We start from the raw sequence: 22,988 nt of genomic DNA on the forward strand, positions 1-22,988 counted from the left end.
GTTTTACCTTTTTCTCTGAGAGCGGTATTGTTGCCTGGATTGTAATTGTTGGTTTCTTAAAGCTTTAACTTCACTAGGAGATTGAAGACGAGAGTTATTATGTTTAATTATATCTTGTTTTTGAACTTTATTACTTAAGTATTGGCTTAATTTATGTATAGTTGGATTATTAAACATATCAACCATTGACAATTCTAAACCCAATTCTTCTTGTAACTGCTGATTAATTTTTACTAATAATAAAGAATGACCTCCTAGCTCAAAAAAATTATTGTAAATTCCTACATTTTTTACACCTAACTCTTTTTGCCAAATGCCAGCAATGATTTTTTCAAATTCTGTATTTGGTATTGCATAATCAGCTTTATTTAGAAGATTAAGCTCTGGTTTTGGCAAGGCATGACGGTCTAGCTTGCCGTTTGGCGTTAAAGGCAGTTTATCTAATAAAACAAAGCTAGAGGGTATCATGTAGTCAGGCAAAAGTTCCTTAAGATTAACTCTCAGAGACTGAATTGAATTATCTAATTTATTGTTTTTAGTATTGTCATAATCAGCAAATAACCTTCGATAAAAAGGTCTTTGTCTGAAATTATTTACATAGTGATAGGAAATATATTCAAAGTTGATGTTTTCTCCATTCTTTTTCAGCAAACGACCTTTAATTGCATAATCTGGATTGAGGTTATTTTCGCAAAGCGTTCTAGAACAAACTGCTTGGATAACATCTCCACATTTAACCTCAATCCCTGGTTCAAATACTGGGAAATAAACAGGTAGCCAACAATGTTCGTGTTCTAAAATATCTATTTCTTCTCCAGCAATAGTGTGCAAGTTTAGCCACACTAAAAATCCATCCATCCGTCCCTTTTTCTGAATTTCAAATTTAACTTCATGGGAGAATTCTGTGCTAATAATTTCATTGAAGTTCAAGTCTTCCAAAACATCTACAGTGGACAGAACATTTGCTTGGGGAAATTTCTTAATACATACCCTTAAGTCAAATGGATAGCCGACTTGCTCAAAGATTTCTTTGGTGTAATGTGCAGGTGTTTCAGCAAAATTAGGGTTGTGCAATATTTCATCTGGGAGAGTGACAGCAGCTATTTTAGTCACACTTCTTTCAGGAATCATCAACCCGTTAGGCTTGAGAAACCTTCTAGCATTATTAATAATTACTGCTGCTCCTTCAGAGCCACCAATTGCTCCCACAATTTCGGAGACGCAAACATCAGCGAGTTCTGGAATATTAACTTTAGTTGCATCTCCATGAATAACTGTGATTTTTTCTGCTAAACCTAACTTTTCAATACAAGCTATTGCTTTGCGGCAGGTTTCCCCGTTTCTTTCAATTGCATAAATTTTCTTGGCACCTCCTTCTGCACAAAATCTAGACAAAATAGCATCTTTACCTGTGCCAATTTCAATAACTATTTTATCTTTGACCAATTGATTAATGGCGACTTTATAGCTATCGTTGCGCCGATGGTCATTGGTCATAGCATAATACAGTAATTCGTCATAGACATAGTATTCAGCTACAGATGGCCATAGTTCTACTTTGTCTGTTGATAAATTTTCTGCTACCTGGGATGATTCAAGGTTTTTCTGTTGCGGTACAACATAAGCTACTAGACGTTTATCATCCGGTTGATCTTCTCGTGCGACTACTACTGCTTCCTGCACTCCAGGTTGCTGGGACAACACATTTTCAATTTCTTGGAGTTCTATACGATAGCCGCGAATTTTGACCTGATGATCGATACGACCGAGAAACTCGATGCTACCATCATTCAAGTAGCGCGCCAAATCCCCAGTTTTGTAAAGCCGGGAATGGGCTTCATCGCTAAAGGGATTGGAGATGAATTTCTCTTGTGTCAACTCAGGACGGTTGAGATAGCCTCTTGCTAATCCCACACCCCCAATGTGTAACTCTCCTGGTATACCAATGGGAACTGGTTGCAAATTTTCGTCTAAAATGTAAACTTGCGTATTGGCGATCGCACGACCAATAGATATTTTCTCATCTAGTGGGGTGCATTTGGCAATAGTCGCACAAACACTAGCTTCTGTTGGTCCATAAGCGTTGAAGAAGTTTCTGCCAACAGACCATTGCTTGATTAATTCAACAGAACTTGCTTCTCCGGCGACAATGATTGTTTGCAGTGCTGGTAGTTCCTCCACGGGCATAACTGCTAATGCCGATGGTGGTAGTGTGATATGGGTAATAGAATAATCGCGTAATCGCTCAATTAACGGTTTTCCTGGCAATAGAGAGTCTTTGCTTCCCAGATACAACGTTGCACCTGAAAACAGAGCCATCAAAATTTCTGAGATGCTTGCATCAAAACTGAAGGAGGCAAACTGAAGAACGCGACTATCAAAGTCTAAGCCAAAAGTTGTTTTCTGAGCTTGAGCTAAGTTGCACAATCCCTGATGCTGAACCATCACACCTTTGGGTCTACCTGTAGATCCGCTGGTGTAAATCACATTTGCTAGATGAAAAGCTTTGACTCCAGTGGTTAGGTTATGTTGATTGTTTTGGGCAATTTCTGAGCAAACTTCCTCTAAAAAGACAACTTGTGCTTGATTTGGAGGAAGTTTGTCAATCAGTTGTTGTTGAGTCAGCAGCACTGAAACTTGAGCATCTTCTAGCATGAAGCGCAAACGCTCAGTTGGATACTCTGGATCGAGTGGTAAATATGCTCCACCTGCCTTGAGAATACCCAACAGTCCTATCACCATTTCTATTGACCGCTCCACACAAATACCCACCAGCGTGTCTGGTTTTACATCCAATGAGTGCAAGTAATGCGCCAATTGGTTAGCGCGACAATTCAATTGGTGGTAAGTCAGTTGTTGATTTTCAAACACTACCGCTACAGCATCTGGTGTGTGCTGAACCTGTTCTTCAAACAACTGATGAATACATTTATCTTGGGGATAATCTACTTGAGTATTGTTCCATTCAACGAGTAACTGCTGTTGCTCAGATTTTGTCAGCAGAGGCAATTGTGCAATTCGCTCTTGAGGATTAGCGACAATTCCTTCAAGCAATGTTACAAAATGCCCACTCATCCGCTCGATTGTGCTGGCATCAAACAAGTCAGTATTGTATTCCCACACACCCACCAATCCTTGGCTAGTGTTTTCTATCGATAAACCTAAATCATCTTTTGTAGCTGTACTTTCTACTGGCAATGAACTAACAGTTAAGCCAGCAAGCTCTAATTCTTGTACGGGTGAATTCTGAAGGTTGAACACGACCTGAAACAGTGGCGTATGGCTGAGATTTCGCTCTGGTTGTAATGCTTCCACCAACATTTCAAACGGCAAATTCTGATGAGCATACGCTCCTAAAGCTACTTCTCGAACGCGAAGGAGTAATTCGCTAAAACTGGGGTTGCCTGACAAATCGGTACGTAATACTAAAGTATTGACAAAAAAGCCAATTAACCCTTCGATTTCACTGCGATCGCGGTTTGCGATCGGCGAACCCACCAAAATATCTGATTGTCCTGTGTAGCGGTAAAGCAGGGTATCATAAGCTGCCAACAGCGTCATAAAAAGGGTACAACTTTGCTCCTGACTGAGTTTTACTAACCTATCAGTTAACTCAACTGAAAGTGCAAACTTCTGATATGTCCCAGCGAAAGTCTGCACAGCAGGTCTAGGTCGGTCTGTAGGTAGCAACAATAAAGCTGGTGCGTTTGCTAGTTGTTGTTGCCAGTACGAGAGTTGGCTTTGCAGTACATTTCCTTGCAACCACTGTTTTTGCCAAATAGCGAAATCTGCGTACTGAATCGGCAGCGGTGCTAACGGTGACGGCTGACCTTGAGAATAAGCATTGTAAAGTGCCATTAATTCTCGGACAAACACACCCATTGACCAACCATCAAAGACAATGTGATGTATAAATATTAACAAAGCGTGTTCTGTCTCAGACAACGCTACTAATGTTGTCCTGATTAATGATTCATCTGCCAAGTTAAAAGGTCGTTGTCCTTGTTCTTGCGCTAATTGCTGCAAAGCAATTTCTTTTTCGCCTGTAGCTAAATTCTGCAAGTCCACAATTGATAATATTCCCTGCTCCCTGCTTTTTATTCCCTGCTCCCTAATAACTTGAACTGGTTCTCCATCAACTGTGATGAAGTTAGTCCGTAAAGCTTCGTGGCGATAAATAATTTCTTGTAAGCTTTGTTCTAAGGCAGTTCGATTCAGAGTTCCAGCTAGACGTAAAGCTAAAAGTAAATTGTAGAACGCACTGTTGGGATTTAACTTGTCTAAAAACCACAAACGCTGTTGAGCATAAGACAGTGGTAACTCTGCATCCCTTGCTTTTGGTAAAATGGCTGATGTTGTTAGATCCTGTTGCTGCAACTGTTGAATATTTTGGGACAATTCAGCGATCGTTGGTGCAGCAAATAAGCTCCGCAATGGTAATTCTACATTCAAGCTACTACGCACGCGAGAAACTAGTTGCGTTGCTAGTAGAGAATGTCCCCCAAGTTCAAAGAAATTATCATGAATACCAACTCGCTCAACTTTCAGCACTTGCGCCCAAATTACTGACAGGATTTCCTCAATGGGGTTACGTGGGGCGACATACCGATCCGATAATTGGTTGTGTAAATCAGGTGCAGGTAACGCGCGGCGGTCTAATTTCCTGTTAGCAGAAAGCGGTAGAGCCTCCAAGATGACTATTGCACTTGGAATCATATACTCTGGTAACTTTTCCTTGAGGAAATTACGTACTTCGCTGACTACAACTGTCTGCTCTGGTTGCGGCACAATATAAGCGACTAAGCGTTTATCGCCCGGTGTATCCTCACGAACAATTGCACAAGACGCTTGTACATCACTTAGTTGACCCAGTACCGCTTCAACTTCGCCCAACTCAATACGGAAACCCCGAATTTTGACTTGATTATCAATGCGTCCTAAAGATTCGAGTTTTCCATCAGGTAAATAACGTGCCAAATCCCCGGTTTTGTATAAAAGTGCTGTTAGCGGTAGCGGGGCGTTCAGCCCGTGCTGAATTGTCCCCCTGCTCCCACTTCGGCTACGCTCAGTGACCACCTGCTCCCTGCCTCTTTGAAAGGGATTAGGAATGAATTTCTCTTGTGTTAACTGAGGTCTATTAAAGTAGCCTTGGGCTAAAAGCGCACCTGCAATGTACACTTCTCCAGCCACGCCTACAGGTACAGGCTGTAGATATTTATCAAGGACGTAAATTTGCGTATTAGCAATGGGTCGCCCAATGGAAGGAAGTAGCGGCCAAGTATCTATTGCATCCGGCAAAGTATAACTGGTGGCTAGATGGCTTTCTGAAGGCCCATACTGATTGTGCAAAGTAATATCAGTTAGTTGGCTCAACCAAAGAGAAATCGCAGGGGTAATTTGTAACTGTTCTCCAGACGTAATAATTTCTCGCAAACCAGTATTAACTATGTCATTCCCCAAGGCGACTTCTGCTAGTTGCTGTAAGCCGACAACAGGGAGAAACATTCTCTGAATTTGTTTCTCTTGCAGAAAACCTAATAATGCTAAAGCATCACGGCGTAATTCTTCTGTGATTAAGAACAATGTACCGCCAGAACACCAACTAGTGAAGATTTCTTGGAAGGAGACATCAAAGCTAACCGAAGCAAATTGTAGAGTTTTTGCACGATTAATTTTCAGGTTGTCCCGATGCCACAAGATATGATTGCACAGGGCAAGCTGACTCATGGCTATACCCTTGGGTTGACCTGTGGAACCGGAAGTGTAAATTATATAAACTAAGTTATTGGGTTGTACGCCAGAGATGATGTTGTCCTGGCTACACTGAGAAATTAATTCAGCCTCAGTATCTAAGCAAACCTTGTACTGAGCGCAGCCGAAGTGAAGTTTTGCTTGATAAGAAGCAGGGTAGCTCAAAACCTCATCTTTCCCTTTGATTGAAGCCCCATCCCTTGTAGTTGGCTTTTCTCCCCTGCCCCCTGCTCCCTGCCCCCCTGCTTCCCACTGGGGTAGCCTGTCAATAAGTCGCTGTTGAGTCAGTAAAACTTTAACTTGAGTATCGTCTAAAATAAAGCTCAAGCGATCGCTCGGATACTCTGGGTCAAGTGGTACATACGCTCCACCCGCTTTGAGAATTGCCAGTAATCCGATAATCATCTCTAAAGAACGCTCGACACACAGACCAACTAAGACATCTGGTTTTACACCCAATGAGCGTAAGTAGTGCGCCAACTGGTTAGCGCGGTAGTTTAATTGCTTGTAAGTAAGTTGTTGATTTCCAAACTCTACCGCCACTACATCTGGTGTAAGCTCGACTTGTTCTTCAAATAATTGATGGATGCACTTATGAAGTGGATAATCAACTTCTGTATCGTTCCACTCCACTAATAACTGCTGTTGCTCAACTGCTGTTAGCAATGGCAATTGAGAAATTCGTTGTTCTGGGTTAGCAACAATACCTTCAAGTAATGTGACAAAATGACTTGTCATTCGTTCAATTGTGCTGGCATCAAACAAGTCAGTGTTATATTCCCACCACCCTGCTAATCCTGTGGCAGTGTTTTCCATCGATAAAGTTAAATCAAACCTAGAAGTTGTGCCTTTTATTGGCAATCGATTTACAGTCAGCCCGGTTAGTCCTAATTCAGATGTAGGTGCATTCTGAAGGACAAACATTACCTGAAACAGTGGTGTATGACTGAGGTTTCTTTCTGGCTGCAATGCTTCCACCAACATTTCAAAAGGCAAATTTTGATGAGAGTATGCCTCCATTGCCATAGAGCGAACACGGGTGAGTAATTCGCTAAAACTGGGGTTGCCTGTCAAGCTGGTACGCATAACTAAGGTATTGACAAAAAAGCCAATTAACCCTTCTATTTCAGAGCGATCGCGGTTAGCAATTGGCGAACCCACCAAAATATCTTCTGTACCTGTATAGCGGTAGAGTAGCGTATCATAAGCTGCCAATAGCGTCATGAACAAAGTTACACCTTGTTCTTGGCTGAGTTTTGTTAGCTTATTAGTTAGTTCAACAGACAGGACAAACTCTTGATGTGTGCCGTTGTAGGTTTGCACAGCTGGTCTAGGTCTGTCTGTGGGGAGCGACAATAAGGCTGGTGCATCTTGTAGTTGTTGTTGCCAGTAATTTAATTGGCTTTGTAATACTTCCCCTTGCAACCAGTTTCGCTGCCAAATTGCGAAATCTGCGTATTGAATCGGCAGTGGCGCTAACGGTGACGGCTGACCTTGAGCATAAGCATCGTACAGTGCTGCTAGTTCTTGGACAAACACACCCATTGACCAACCGTCACTCACAACATGGTGCATACACACTAACAAGACGTGTTCGGTCTCATTAAGCACTACTAATGTCGCCCTGATTAATGCTTCCTTTGCCAGGTCAAAAGGTTGAGTAACTTGTTGTTGCGCTAATTGTTGGCTAGTAATTTCTCGTTCTGTTGTAGATAAATACTTCAAGTCAACAACTGAAACTGTCCAAGTAGTTTCTGTTTGAATAATTTGAGAAGGTTTGCCATCAACTGTAATGAAGTTAGTGCGTAACGCTTCGTGGCGATGAATAATTTCTTGTAAGCTTTGTTCTAAGGCTACTCGATCCAAATTTCCCACTAGCCGCAAAGCCATAGGAATGTTGTAAAAGGGGCTGTTAGGCTCGAACTGATCTAAAAACCACAAACGCTGTTGTGCATAAGACAGTGGTAATTCTGCATCCCTTGTCCGCTTTAAAAGTGGCGGGGAAGTTATTTCTGAGTCTTGTTGCTGTAACTGCCCAATTGATTGTGCTAATTCGGCTACTGTCGATGCAGCAAACAACTCACGTAATACTAGTTCTACTTTGAAAATGTTGCGGATACGTGAAAGCAATTGGGTTGCTAGTAGCGAGTGTCCGCCAAGCTCAAAGAAGTTATCATGAATGCCTACTTGCTCCAGTTTCAGCACTTGCGCCCAAATTTGCGCCAGCATTTCTTCAGTTGGTGTGCGCGGGGCGACATACAATTCTCGCAGTGTGCTGTCTAAGTCTGGTTTTGGCAGGGCGCGGCGGTCTACTTTACCGTTAGAGGTGAGGGGTAAGGATTCCAGCAGCACTATTGCACTTGGCATCATGTACTCTGGTAGCTTTGCCTTAAGAAACTGACGCAGTTCTGGGACTGTAAGAGATTGCTCGGTCTGCGGGACTACGTAAGCTACTAAACGTTTACTTCGACTCCCCTCAGTACAAGTGTCGCCCGGTTCATCTTCTCGTACTATTACCACGCTTTCCCAAATGGCTGGGTGAGAAGCCAGTAATGCTTCAATTTCTCCCAACTCAATGCGGAAACCACGAATTTTAACTTGGTTATCAATTCGTCCTAAATACTCTAACTCGCCATTGGGCAAATACCGCGCTAAATCACCTGTTTTGTATAATTTTTTGGAATTATCAAATGGGTTAGAAATAAAACGTTCTGCTGTCAGTTCGGGACGATTGAGATAGCCGCGTGTCACCCCCTCTCCACCAACATACATTTCACCAAGAACGCCTATCGGTGCTGGTTGTTGATGTTCGTCTAGTACATACACCTGCAAATCTGGTATTGGGCGACCTATTACACTTGCCGTGCTTTGCAAATCAGCTTTACTTAACGGGCGATAGGTAACGTGTACGGTGGTTTCTGTAATTCCGTACATATTAACTAATTGGGGTGAGGTGTCGCCGTGCCGCTCAAACCAAGGTTGCAAACTGTTGATTTCTAAAGCTTCGCCACCGAAAATTACTTGGCGTAAGTTCAAGGAGGAGGCAGGGGGAAATGTAATTGACTGTTCTGCTTGAATTAACTGACGGAAAGCTGAAGGGGTTTGATTGAGAATTGTGACTTTTTCTTGACACAATAATTGATAGAAAGATTCAGGCGATCGCGTCACCAAATAAGGCACTATTACCAGTCGTCCACCATACAGCAAAGCACCCCAAATTTCCCATACAGAAAAATCGAATGCATAAGAGTGAAACATTGTCCACACATCATCTTGATTGAAGTGATACCAAGAGTCTGTGGCTGCAAACAGACGAGTTACATTTGAGTGATTGACTAAAACGCCTTTGGGCTTACCTGTAGAACCAGAAGTGTAGATGACATAAGCTAAATTATCGGGTGTTGCGGTATTTTCCGGGTTTAAGCACTCTTGAGCAATTTTTTCCCAGTCGGTGTCTAAGCAAACAATATGCGCCTGATGTTGAGGAATAGTGTCTACTAATTGTTGTTGTGTTACCAGGACTTTAACTTGAGCATCTTCTAACATGAAGCTTAAACGCTCAGTTGGATACTCAGGATCGAGCGGCACATAAGCACCACCCGCTTTGAGAATGCCTAGTATTCCGACGATTGTTAAGAGCGATGCCTTCGGCAACGTCTTCGACGAACGCTCTACACACAACCCCACCAGCGTATCTGATTTTACACCCAAGGAGCGCAAGTAATGCGCCAACTGATTAGCTTGATTGTTCAACTGCTGATAAGTCAGTTGTTGATTTTCATACACAACTGCTACTGCATTTGGGGTACGCTCTACCTGTACCTCAAACAACTGATGAATACACTTATCAGAGTAATAATCCGCCTGAGTATTGTTCCATACTAATAACTGCTGCTGTTCGGGTTGTGTCAATAGGGGCAATCGGGAAATTGGCTGAATAGGATTTGCCACAATCCCTTCAAGTAACGTTATAAAATTCCCCGCTATGCGCTTGATAGTGTGCTCATCAAAAAGGTCAGTGTTGTACTTGAAAATTCCAGCTAAAGAAGAACTTTTTTCTGCGATCGTCAAATCTAGATCGAACTGACCCTCCATTTGGGGCATTTCAAAAGGTTTGAGGATAAATCCTTCTTTATTTACTTCACCTTCTAACAAAAGTTTTTGCGTCTGCTCAAACTGTCCTAAGTTCTGCAAAATAAAGTTGAATACAGTTTGAAAAATCGGGGAACGGCTGGAATCGCGCTGTGGCTGCAATCGCTCTACCAATAAAGCAAAGGGAAAATCTTGATGCGCCAATGCTTGTGATACGCAGGAGCGAATTTGAGCCAGAAATTCCCCAAAACTGGGATTTCCTGACAGATTTGCCCGGATGACAACTGGATCGACGAAGTAGCCGACAATTGGGGCAAATTCTATCTGAGTTCTACCTGAAGTCGGAACGCCGACTAGAATATCCTCTTGCCCTGTATAACGATACAGGAGAACCTGAAATGCAGCCAGAAGCAGGATATATTGGGTAACGCCTTCTGTTTGAGCTAATTTTTTGAGTTTTTCGGTCAGTTCTGGGGAAAGAGTAAAGTTATGGGAAGCACCGTTATAAGTTTGGATGGATGGCCGTGGTTTGTCTGTCGGCAAATTGAGTACAGGTAATTCTCCTGCTAGTTTTTGCTGCCAGTAGTTCCAGAGCTTTTCTCCTTGGGCGGTGGTTAATAATTCTCTTTGCCAATGAATGTAATCGATGTAAGAGTGCTGTAGAGGAATTAGAGATGGCTCAAAACCTGACTCTAGTGCAGGATAGCTGGCGATTAATTCTTCCATCAGTAATGGCATCGACCAACCATCACCTGCAATATGATGTACTGACATCAACAGGATGTGTTCGTCTGGCGAAGAAGTAAATAAACGCACCCGGATGATTGGGCCATTTTTGAGGTCGAAGGGTTGCTTGTATTCCTGAAAAACTCTTTGCTCAAGCTCCTGCTCGCTCCAATTAGAGGCATTTATTTGTTGAAAATCTGGTAATTGAGTTTGATGGATTTGTTGAACAACTTGATTACCTTGCTTGGAAAAGGTGCTACGTAACTGAGGATGACGGTTAATCAGGAGTTGGAAGGTTTTTTGCAAAGTCGTAACATTCACCTGCGAACAAATACGACAGGCAAACACCATATTGTAAGCTGCACTTTCAGGTGCTAGTTGCCACAAAAACCACAGCGCTTGTTGACCGTAGGAAAGAGGATAAATATTTAAAATATCTGGGCGATCGCGCAGTAATTGTAAAATTTCACTTTTATACTGCTGTAATTGAGCAACTACATCAGGAGTTAACAGCGACTTAGAACCCCCAATACGTAATTTTTCCCCGTCATTTCCCAATTTAATCCCTTTCAAAGAAAGGTCTTGTAAAAATTCAACCAAGCTCATAGTTCCAACTCCACCCAATCATTATTTTCGAGATTCTCTAGCTGAAATTGCTCGCTACCTGTGCTTTGGCTTTCTTGAGCAAAATCTAGGGGAAAAATTTCCAATGCCAAATAATTAGCCAGTTCTGTAACCGTAGGATAATCAAAAGCTAAATTTGGGGGTACAGAGCATCTTAAAGAGTTTTGCAAGCGGTTTCGCAACTCAACAGCCGTTAGAGAATCCATTCCTAGCTCAAAAAACCTCTGCTCTCGATCTAGGGTTGAGAGATTACGCCCTAGCACCTTAGCTACTTGTGAGGAAATATGCTCAATTAAGAGTGGTTGGCGATCGCTAACATTCGCCTTCTCTAATTGAGTCCGAAAATCAGATTGTTCGAGTTTCTTGGCTGTGTGGCTGAAGTTAGCAAAGAACGGCGATGCGAAACTTGATTTACTGAGAAATTCTGACCAGTCGATCGGTATTACCGCTACTTGAGCAGAAGATTGATTCAACAATTGCTCTAGTACAACTAATCCTTGTTGCGGCGCAATTGTACCAATACCGTTTGTTTGTAGGCGATTTTGATTTTGGCTATCTAAGTTAGCCGTCATACCCACTTGCGACCAAGGCCCCCAGTTAATGCTGATTCCAGGTAAACCCAAAGTTTGGCGATAATGGGCAAAGGCATCCATAAAAGCATTCGCTGCTGCATAGTTGCCTTGTCCAAGAGAGCCAATCAGCGAACTCATCGACGAGAAACAAACAAAAAAGTCTAGTGGTAGATGTTGGGTGAAGGTATGTAGATTCCACGCGCCTTGCACTTTCGGAGCCATTACCCGCCAAAAACGCTCTAAAGACTGTTGCCGTAAAACACCATCATCCAGCACGCCAGCCGCATGGATAATCCCTCGCAGTGGCGGTAACTGAGAGTCGATTTTTTCTAATACTTCAACCACGCGATCGGCTTCGGAAACATCCGCTTGCACCACCAGTACTTTTGCACCCGATCGCTCAAAGCTAGATATTCTTTGTTTTGTGCCAACAGATACCTCACTTCGCCCAATTAATACCAAATGTCGCGCACCTTTTTCTATCAACCACTCAGCCACCTCTAGACCCAATGCGCCGAATCCACCAGTAATTAAATAACTCGCGTCTGATTTTATAGATAACTGCCCCTCATCAACTGTTGTACTGATTTGCGGCATCGATACTACTACTTTGCCGATGTGCTTGGCTGCTGCCATATAGCGGAAAGCATCTACTACTTGCTCTAGGGAAAATACTGTTTGAGGTAAAGGCTTAAGAGTACTTGTTTGGAATTGTTCTATTAGTTGCTGCAACATCGGGGAAATTAAAGAAGGATACTTTTGGTGAACTTCCCCTAAATCAAAAGCAAAATATGAAACATCATCTCTTGCGGCTTTTACTTGGCTTTCATCCCAGATGCCAATTTTGCCGATTTCAACAAATCTTCCTTTGTGAGCTAGCACCTGTAAGCTTTTGTCGATGAATTCACCATTTAAGCTATTGAGAACAACATTTACCCCTTGTCCCTGTGTCAGATTCATCACCTCGTCAGCAAATTCCAGGCTGCGGGAGTTCATTACATACTTAACTCCCATTGATTTGAGAAATTCCCACTTATTGACAGAAGCAGTAGCAAATACCTCTGCACCAGCAGCTAATGCTATCTGCACTGCTGCCAAACCAACACCCCCAGCTGCGGCATGAATTAAAATTCGTTCTCCTGGTTGAATTTTTGCTAGATGATGCAACCCGTAATGGGATGTTAAAAATGCTAAAGGTATGGTCGTTGCTTCTTGGAAACTTAAGTTTGTGGGCTTTTTCACCACAGTCGTTGCTGGTAAGGTGACAAAACTGCTGAAGGCATCGTGAGTTGTCACCCATGCCAGAACTTCATCCCCAACTTGGAGATGGTCAACATTCTCTCCCACGGCGACGATATTTCCAGCACATTCAAAGCCAAAAGTCAACTGACTCGCTTCGGTAATGCCCATTTTTTCGGCATAATATTCTTTCAGCATTCCTAAAGCATTCAGGACATCTCGGAAATTCACGCTTGCAGCTTGCACTTGAATTTCTACCTCGTTGTGTTGCGGTAGGCGACGAGTCATCGCTTCCAACGATAGATGATCTAAGACACCATACTCAGATAGCTTTAATTGCACAGGCTGGCGAGAAGCGATCGCAATTTGTTTATCCCGATCGGAAACGGCTTTGCACCGCACCAGTCGCGCTACGTAGCGTTTGCCGTGACGAATGGCTATTTGGTCTTCTGCATCTGGCTCTGATAACTCTAACAGTAGTGCTTGTAGGTGCTGTTGTGCTGTCCCTTGTGCAGATAAATCAAAGCGCACACATTGTAGCTCTGGATGTTCTAGAGCAATGACTCGACCTAATCCCCACAATGCCGCCCCACTTAGTTGGACTGGTTGTGGCGATGCGTTATCTACCGCTTGAGTTCCACGAGTCACCAACCACAGCCGAGGAGGTGTTTGGAAGTTGGCTTGCACCAAAGCTTGTACTAGGTGTAAGACGCTACCACAGTTTAGAAGTTGTTCTTGTTTTATAGCTGCAAGGGAGCTTTGCGATCGCTCTTGGTAACTCCACAGATGAACAATATTGCTTATTGGATACTGACTGATAGCACTAACTAATTTTTGCCAGTGGTCTGGAAGGCTGGGATCGATTTGATAGTGTTGCCGATCGATTTTCTGATAGCTAACACCAGCAGACACTAAGATACAAGCAACTCCTTGCTGTTGCAACTGTTTGGCTAGCTGTTCTCCTAGTCCTTCTGAATCAGTCAAAATCAGCCAACTGCCACCAGGGACAGCAGCCGATTGACTTTTTTCCACCGCTTGCCATTCAATTTCATACAACCAGTCTGCGAAATCTTGCTCAAGAGATTGCAGCAACGCTTGGCGAGTCGCTTTTTTGGCTTGTAAACCTTTAATATCTGCAATCAACTGTCCATGAGTATCAAACAGTCTAATATCTGCTAGTAGCTTGTCAGACTGAGAACTTTCTAGCTGTCGTTGCACCGCATGACACCATAACTGCTGACTTTGAGGACGTTGGTAAAACTCGAAACTCTCAATTGCAAAGGGTACAAAAGTCTCATCGTCAGAAAAGAAAATGCTGGTCAGTTGTAAGCAGGAATCTAGAAGACCTGGATATAATTGATAATCTTCTAAACCATCTACTACCGAAAGCCATTTAAGCTTGGCTAGGGCTTCTCCTTCTTTCCACCAAACCGAATCAAGCCACTGGAAGCTTTCACCCAGTTGAATCTGTCGCTTTTGCCAACTTTGATAAATTTCTTTTGCATCTATTTGTTGAGTACAGCGTGTCTGTATCTGTGGGAGAAAAACCGTTTCTGGTGTAGTGTTAACGCTTCTAGAGATTTTTCCTGTGGCATGAACTAACCACTCACTTATCTGAGTACTACCATTTGGAAGTGTATCAAAGCTGATAAGTTGGAAAGATGCGCCACTTCCCTCAAAAGACAGCACCAACTGTACTGTGCGCGCTTTACCTTCAGGGATAGGCAATGCTTGCGGGAAAACTATATTTTCTAACAGACATGACTCACTGGCGAAAGTCAGCTTTGCTGCACCCAATAATAAGGAGAGATGACAGGCTCCAGGTACTATAACTTGGTTATAAACTTGATGTTCTGTTAAGAACGGTAGAGTTTGAGTACTAAATTCCGATTCAAACAAGATTTCCTTGCTTAAAGGCAACTGAAGCTTTTTGTCTAATAATGGGTGCAGTTTTGCTGGTTGTTGCTGTTGATGCCGAGGTGGAGTATGTTCAAGCCAATAGCGTTGTCTTTGAAATGGATAGGTCGGTAGTGCAACTTTGCGGCGAGGATAATCTTGCTCAAATCCTGACCAATTAACTTTGCTTCCGGCTACGTATAACTCACCTAAACTAGAGAGCAACTGTTGCCATTCTGGTATGCCCTCACGTAAAGAAGGTAGCCATAAACCTTCACCATCTGGCAAGCATTGACGACCCATGCCTAACAAAATCGGTTTCGGCCCGATTTCTAAGAACACTTCACATCCAAGAGTACGCAATGTCTGCATACTATCAGCGAACCGTACTGGTTGACGGATATGATTGACCCAGTATTGCGGCGTTGTGATGCGATCGCCTGCCAATTCTCCAGTAATATTAGATACTAATGGAATTTGCGGCTGATTGTAGATAACTTGATTAGCTATTGCCTCAAAGTCAGCCAACATCGGTGTCATCAACGGCGAATGGAAGGCATGGGATACTTGCAAACGCTTTGTTTTTACTCCCTGTGCTTCTAGTTGCTGACAAACAGCTGCGATATCCTCCCTAGCTCCAGAAATTACGACACTTTCCGGGCCATTGATGGCTGCTATTGCCACCCGTCCGTTATAGGCTGCAATAACTTCTCTCACTCTCGCCTCTGAAGCCATCAAGGAAACCATTTCGCCACCGGATGGCAATTGTTGCATCAACCGTCCGCGATGAGCAATGAGTTTTAATCCATCTTCCAAGCTAAAAACGCCCGCGACAGTTGCAGCAACATACTCGCCAACACTATGCCCCATGACGACATCTGGCTCAATACCCCACGATTTCCAAAGCTGATACAAGGCATACTCAATCGCAAATAACGCAGGTTGAGTATATGCAGTTTGATCCAGCAGATCCTCAAGACCTTGACTAGGATACAGTACCTCTAACAAAGAATGCTCCAGTAACGGACGAAGAATTTCATCGCACTGCTCTAAAGTTTGGCGGAAGATGGGTTGGGTTTCATATAATTTGCGACCCATGTTGATGTACTGGGAGCCTTGGCCAGTAAACAAGAAAGCTATTTTTGTTGGCTTGTTATTAGACTGGAAGCTCTTAGAAGGTGTCAAATCAGCCAGTTTCTCTACCAACTCCTCCCTAGAGTCAGCCACAATCGCCAGACGATGGTTAAAATGCTCCCGCCCTGTATTCGCCGTATAGCAAACATCTGCAATAGATACTCCAGAATTCGATATCAAAAATTCCCGATACCGATGTCGCAATTCATCTAAAGCATTCAGAGTTTTTCCTGAGAGTGCAAGCAAGTGGTAAGGACGCTCCTCTGCTCCACTTCGGCTACGCTCAGTGACCACCTGCTCCCTGCTCCCTTGCCCTGAGCGAAGTCGAAGGGCTGCCCTCTGCTCAAACACAGGTGCTTCTTCCAAAATTACATGGCAATTAGTACCACCTATTCCTAGAGAATTCACCCCAGCACGGCGGGGATAATCTTGGGTATGCCAATCCTGCAACGTAGTATTAACGTAAAAAGGCGTATTGGGTAAATCCAGTTGAGGATTAGGTTGTTCAAAGTGCAAACTTGGGGGAATTTTTTGATGGTACAGTGACAGGACTGTTTTGATAAAACCAACCACACCAGAAGCAATCTGGAGATGACCGACATTGGTTTTTACCGAACCAATACCACAAAAGTTTTTTGACTGCGTACTAGCACGAAATGCTTGGGTGAGTCCGCCAATTTCAATCGGATCTCCTAAAGGTGTGCCAGTTCCATGTGCTTCTACGTAGCTGATAGTTTGTGCATCAACGCCAGCCATCGCCATTGCTTCTGTAACCACAGCTGCTTGACCATCTCCATTAGGAGCCATGTAGCCAACTTTTGTACCACCATCGTTATTAACGGCGGAACCTTTAACTACAGCATAGATGTTATCGCCATCAGCGATCGCATCTGACAACCGCTTCAAAACCACAAGCCCTACACCACTACCAAAAATCGTCCCCTGAGCCTTAGCATCAAAAGCCCGACAATGACCATCTGGTGTGACAATCATGCCCTCTTGATACAAATGACCGATCTTTTGGGGTGCATTCACAGAAACCCCACCAGCTAAAACCATGTCACTTTCGCCACTCAGCAAGCTGGCACAAGCCATGTGAATTGCTACTAGGGATGTAGAGCAAGCGGTTTGCACATTCACACTCGGCCCGGTCAAGTTGAGTTTGTAAGAAATCCGTGTGGTTAAATAATCTTTATCATTAGCAACCATCATCTGCAAACCACCCATTGAATCTATGGTTGCTACTTGCAGATTATCGTTAATATCAAGCTGATGGCGGTTGGGATAAACATTATTCAGTAAATAAGTGTTCATCACCGCGCCAGCATAGATCCCGATCGCACCATTATAGGTTAGAGGATTATAACCCGCAGTTTCTAAGCTTTCCCAGGCACATTCGAGTAAAAGCCGCTGTTGAGGATCTAGTAATTCTGCTTCTTTTGTGCTATAGCCGAAGAAATCAGCATCAAAAGATTCCACATCCGATAATATTGGTTTGGCTTTGACGTAGTGAGGATTTTTTACCAGCGCCGGATCTACACCTGCTTTGATAATTTCTTCATCGCTAAAAAATGAAATCGATTCTACGCCATTGCATAAATTTTGCCAGAATTCATCGATATTATTCGCGCCGGGAAAACGACATGACATACCGATGACGGCGATATCCGATGCATTAGCAGCTTGGCGAGAACTACGAACCTTGGCGCGTTTTTGACCTTGGATTACAGAAGGTGATTCTGTTTGCCCTTGACTTAAGAAATTCGCTAAGGTGCTGATGCTGGGATATTTAAACATATCCACAATCGACACCGGAATCTGGAAGAACTCTTGCAATTTACTCTGAGCCTGCACTAGAAGTAGTGAATGTCCTCCTAGCTCAAAGAAGTTATCATGGATGCCTATTTCTTCAAGACCCAACACTTCTTGCCAAATCTGTGCAACTTGGCGTTCAATGTCTGAAACTGGTTGTGCTTGGTCGTTGGTGCTTGCGTGCAACTCGCCTCTGGTGAGCTTTTCTAAATCGATGATGCCTGTTTTTGTTAACGGCATCTGTTGTAGCTGCACAAAATTGCAAGTACTGGGTGTACCATAGCGATCGCACACCACTAATTTAGACAATTGCTCGCCAACTGAGGAATTACTAGCGGTAAAATAAGCAGTTAATTTTTCCAGAGGGTAAGTATCTTCTACATAACTGCGGATATATCGGTTACTACCATCTAATCCCACTAGCAATTGCACCTGATTATGGTGTAAACCGATGAGCAAAGAATACAGCCCTTGTCGTGCAGATATGGTATAATACCGCGCCTTTTGAGCCAACTTGCTTCTTTGGTAGTCTTGGCTAATACCGAGGCCATCCCACAGACTCCAGCTAAAGCAATAGCTCTTTAACCCCTGAGTACGCTGGTAGTGTGCAAAACTCTCTAAAAACTGATTGGCTGCAACAAATGTGCCGACAGTAGCGCCTCCCAAGAAACTACTGACTGAAGAAAAGCTGATGAAAACTGCTTGGGGATTGTCTAGTAGTAATTGATTGAGTACCCAAGCTCCCCCAACTTTTGAGCGTAGGGCTGCTGACCAACTGTGATGATTTTCTGCGATGAGCGATCGCTCCTGATAAGATCCTGCTAGATGTAATATCCCGTCTAATTGACATTGCCAGCTAGACTTTGCCTGTTCAATCACACCTTGCAAAGCTGGCAAATCGCAGACATCCACTGCTTCATAGATGATTTCTCCTCCTAGCTTTTCTAGTTCTTGATAAGCCGCGATTTTTTGAGATATAGCATTAGACTGTCCCGTGTAATTGTGCCATGTACTTCTTTCGGGTAAGTTAGTTCTACCAACTAACACTAGCCGTGCTTTGTAATGCTTCAACAAATACTTAGCAATTTCAACACCAACACTCCCAAGACCACCGCTAATTAAATACATTCCACCTAGTTGAAAGGCAAAATCTTGCTTTGGTTGAAAGCGAAAATCTACTTTCTCTAATCGAGGAATCCAACGCTGTCCTTGGCGATAAGCTACCTCAGACTCTCCTGAGAAGATATGCAACTCTTGCAGAATCCGCTCTGCATTCACCGCAGTTTCATCTACTGTTAAATCTAGATGACGACTTGTCAATCCTGGTATTTCCTGCTTGATTACCTTCAATAACCCAAGCAGTGGTGATTTTTCATAGGCAATTCGATCGACAGATGATGTGAACTGCGTATAATTAGAAACTACTAATAACTCGATAGGATATTGCAATTTCTGGATATTAGCTAACGCTTTAATTAAGAATAGTAGACTATAAACACTATATGTTTGAGCTTGTTCTAAGGACTCTAAACTGGAAATCTCATGAATACAACTGTCATAAGTCCATAAATGTATAATTTTATCGATTTGAAAGTCGTTAGCTTTCAGGGCAGATAGCAAACGTTGATAATCTTCGGGATTATTTGGTGCAATTTGATAGCGGTTATTGCTCAGTTGCTTAAAGTCTACTCCCGCTTCAACACCAACCCAAGACAGCCCTTGCTTTTGAAGTTCTGCCCCTAAATATTCACCTAATCCTAATTGGTCGAAAAATACCAGGAAGTTACCATTAATTGTAGACTTTTGGCTTACAGGTAATTTACGTCGCCATGTTTTACGATAAAACCAGTCTGGTAGTAAGTTGGGATTATCTAAATTGATGCCTAACTGTTGAATAATATTATCGAACTCACCAGCCACAAACATCTTGCTTAATTGGGTGCGCTGAATCTTGCCAATAGCAGTCTTGGGTATCATCTCCTTTTTCAGAGGAATGATGTAATTTGGATTAACCCCAACATTTTTAACGACTGCTCCACGAATCTTCTTTATTAGTTCTTTTAACAAGGTCTGCTCGGAAATAGCAGAATTAAAAAAGATTGCTAATCCATCTGCGTTTTGCCCAGAGAATCGCACGGCACAAGCAGCCGTATAAGATATCTCTACACCCTCAACTTCTTCAACTACTGATTCAATTTCATGGCTGTAATAGTTGATGCCATTGATAATAATGTCATCTTTATCTCTGCCAGTCAGCACGATTCGTCCTGACTGTAAATAGCCGATATCTCCAGTATTAAACCATCCATCTTCGGTAAAAGCTTCGCGGTTGCGCTCTGGATTTTGATAGTAACCTCTTGTTACTGAAAGTCCTTTAACTTGGAATCTCCCAATCGCCCCTTCGGGAACGATTTGATTATTATCGTCAGTAATGCGAATTGATGCTCCCGGAATCGGTGGTCCAAGTTCTACAAATGACATATCATCTGATGAAGTTTCTAAAGAAAAACCATCAGACCAAGTGATTCCTGAGCAAGTCTCAGACATCCCAAAGGCTGGATGAATGGCGTTAGGTGGTAAACCATGTTGTTGGAGGAGCTTAAGAAAACTACGTGCTGTTTTCGGTACGATTTGCTCTCCAGCGTTCACTAGAAAGCGCATAGAAGATAAATCCCATGACTGCTGATTTATTTCACTAGCGCGTTCGTTAAGTAAGGAAAAAGCGAAGTTTGGGGCCCAAGAAATCGACGCTTGGTGTCGTTGAATCAATTCCAACCAACGAATGGGATTTTGCAGAATATATTCTGTAGATGCATGGATTTGTTTGCAACCTAAATCAACTGCCATCAGTCCCAGAAATACAATTGCACCCACATGCTCTAATGGCATCCAGTTCAAAACAATCTCATCACTGGAAAAATTGTTCATTTGGGCTGTGCCAGCCGTCATGCTTAAGAGATTGCGATGAGTTAACATCACACCTTTAGGAAAACCAGTACTGCCTGAAGTAAGTAATAGTAGCGCTAAATCATCCTGGTCACTTTGATGAATATTTCTATCTGGTTGGTTTTGGCGTAAGTTATCTACTGTCTCAACTTGAAAATTTTCGATATTTAAAAGTGCTGGTAACTCCCGAAGGCTTTGAACTAATTTTGAGCTTGTCAGAACAATAGGTTGCTCTAACATCTGCCAAGCATTGTGTAATTTGTTAACAGCGCTGTTAACCTGCCCGTAGGCAGGAGCAATAGAAACTGGTACGGGAATAAAACCGCCTAATATACAACCCCAAAACGCAGGTATGAAATCTTGACTGAGATCGATTTGAAATATTACTTTGTCTAATGGTTTTAAACCTAGCTTTCTTAAACCAGCTAATATCTTTTGAGCATCTAATAGTAAATCTTTATAAGATTGAATAATTTCACAACCATCGGCTTGAATATAAACTAATTCTTTGTCTGGAAATTGAATAGCTGTTTTTTGCAGTGCTTCCCAAAGAAGTTTTGGAGCATTTTCTTCTTGTTTTAGTTCTTTGCCATAACTAACAGCTAGTTTGTTATTAGCGAAATCCTGATTGATAGTTGAGCGAGAAAATTGAGGTGTAACTAAAGTATTGTTTTCTTCACCTGTGAGAGTTTTCCAATCACTTAGCAAGTCTGATATACGTAGCGATCGCTGCTGCTTGAGGTGTTCTTGAACTACTACTGCTACTTGCTTAACTTCAGGTACTAACTGAATTTGCTCTGACCATTGCTGTATAAGGTGTGTATCCCTTACTTCTAAATGATTTAAGACAGTTTCATCTATCTGTCCCGATGGAGTTAATGGTAAAGTGGAGACTGGCACAATCGCCTTCGGGATTAATTCGCTAGACAAAATTGTTTGCAAATAAGATAGCAATTGTTCTGGTACAAATAATCCTGATGGAACTACATAAGCAATTAAATCTTGTTTTGAATTTTCTGTCTGCCTCTCTATTACTACACAATCGTCAACAGCCAAACTCGACTTGATAGCATCTTCTACTTCTCTATATGTAAAAATTTTATTATTTGAATTTACTAAAAGCTGACTATGATTATCTAATTGCATTAGCTTGTATATCCTTTTTAAAGTCCGCTCTTCAATAATTAACATTACCTAACTAAACTTTTGCTGAAAGTGGGTTGACATTAAGTAACAGCTAGCCATTAAAATCATTTATCAACAAGTTCAATTGTTTTTGTAATCTCTACGTTTTCAGCATTAATCTTTAATTCCAAGCTCAGTCTATTGTAATCGATAAATCTTTAATTTATTTAAGGATAAATTAAACAAATTCAGTTTTGTTAGGTTCTTGATAAATATCTTTAACAACAGCTTCAAGTCCATATTCTGCTACAGCATCCCCTCCAACCGTTATTAAACCAAATAGCCCAATACCTCCGACGATCCTAAACGGATTTCCCAATGGTATAAGAATAGCTGCAACCGGAGCAGAATTACCCTCGATCTAACTGATGATTTTACTCTTTTTTGATAAAAACTAATTTATAGGACTCATATTTGATTGCGTGAAAAAACTCAGTACATCTCTAACTTTTCTCTCCTGTTAAAAATTCCCTCCCGATCGCGCTTGCGCTTCTCTAGGAGAGGCTTCTCTTTCAGAGATGCTAACGCGAACGCCAACGCGCACCACGCAAATAATTTCAGAAATAAAAGCAGATTTTTATATCGTTGAAACAAACTTACTTTTTTGAAAGTAACATACTGAAAATTTCAGTTAAAGAATCATCTCATTTTTCTCAATAAAATGCAACAGCATTTCAAACAATTCGTTGAAGACAGTTAAGACAGTTAAGACAGTTAAGACAGTTAAGACAGCAATCGTCAACAATTTATGTTGTTCGCCAAGATTTAAAGCAGAATAATTCTATAAATTTAAGTAAACATTTAAATAAATATCTTGACTAGAAAATCCAAATAAACTATGTTTTTGATACAATGAACATAAATTTTGAATATTTGAGCAATAATTAAAAAAATTGCAATGAATTATAATTTTAAATAAGTTATAAGTTGAGAAAGGTTTAGTAATATTATTTAATAGTTGCCAAGATTTGAATTGGAAAAATCTTAATGGTAAGTGAGATATGGGAACTA

At 42.1% G+C, this 22,988-nt stretch carries 2 protein-coding genes; both read right to left on the reverse strand.

The features are described from left to right. Positions 1-3: 3 nt before the first annotated feature. Positions 4-11,175 (reverse strand): amino acid adenylation domain-containing protein, encoded by an 11,172-nt coding sequence (locus NSTC731_RS27570; RefSeq protein WP_445627743.1) that lies wholly within the window; start codon positions 11,173-11,175, stop codon positions 4-6. Then, entirely contained in the window at positions 11,172-21,938 is a 10,767-nt protein-coding gene (locus NSTC731_RS27575; RefSeq protein WP_445627744.1) for an SDR family NAD(P)-dependent oxidoreductase, read from the reverse strand. The genes NSTC731_RS27570 and NSTC731_RS27575 overlap by 4 nt, the downstream gene beginning before the upstream one ends. Positions 21,939-22,988: the final 1,050 nt, after the last annotated feature.

This window comes from Nostoc sp. DSM 114167 (assembly GCF_052692655.1).

What these genes read in the sequence shown, in the direction of transcription:
- NSTC731_RS27570 (WP_445627743.1), bottom strand. Translation starts at nt 11,175, where the DNA reads ATGAGCTTGGTTGAATTTTTACAAGACCTTTCTTTGAAAGGGATTAAA.
- NSTC731_RS27575 (WP_445627744.1), bottom strand. Translation starts at nt 21,938, where the DNA reads ATGCAATTAGATAATCATAGTCAGCTTTTAGTAAATTCAAATAATAAA.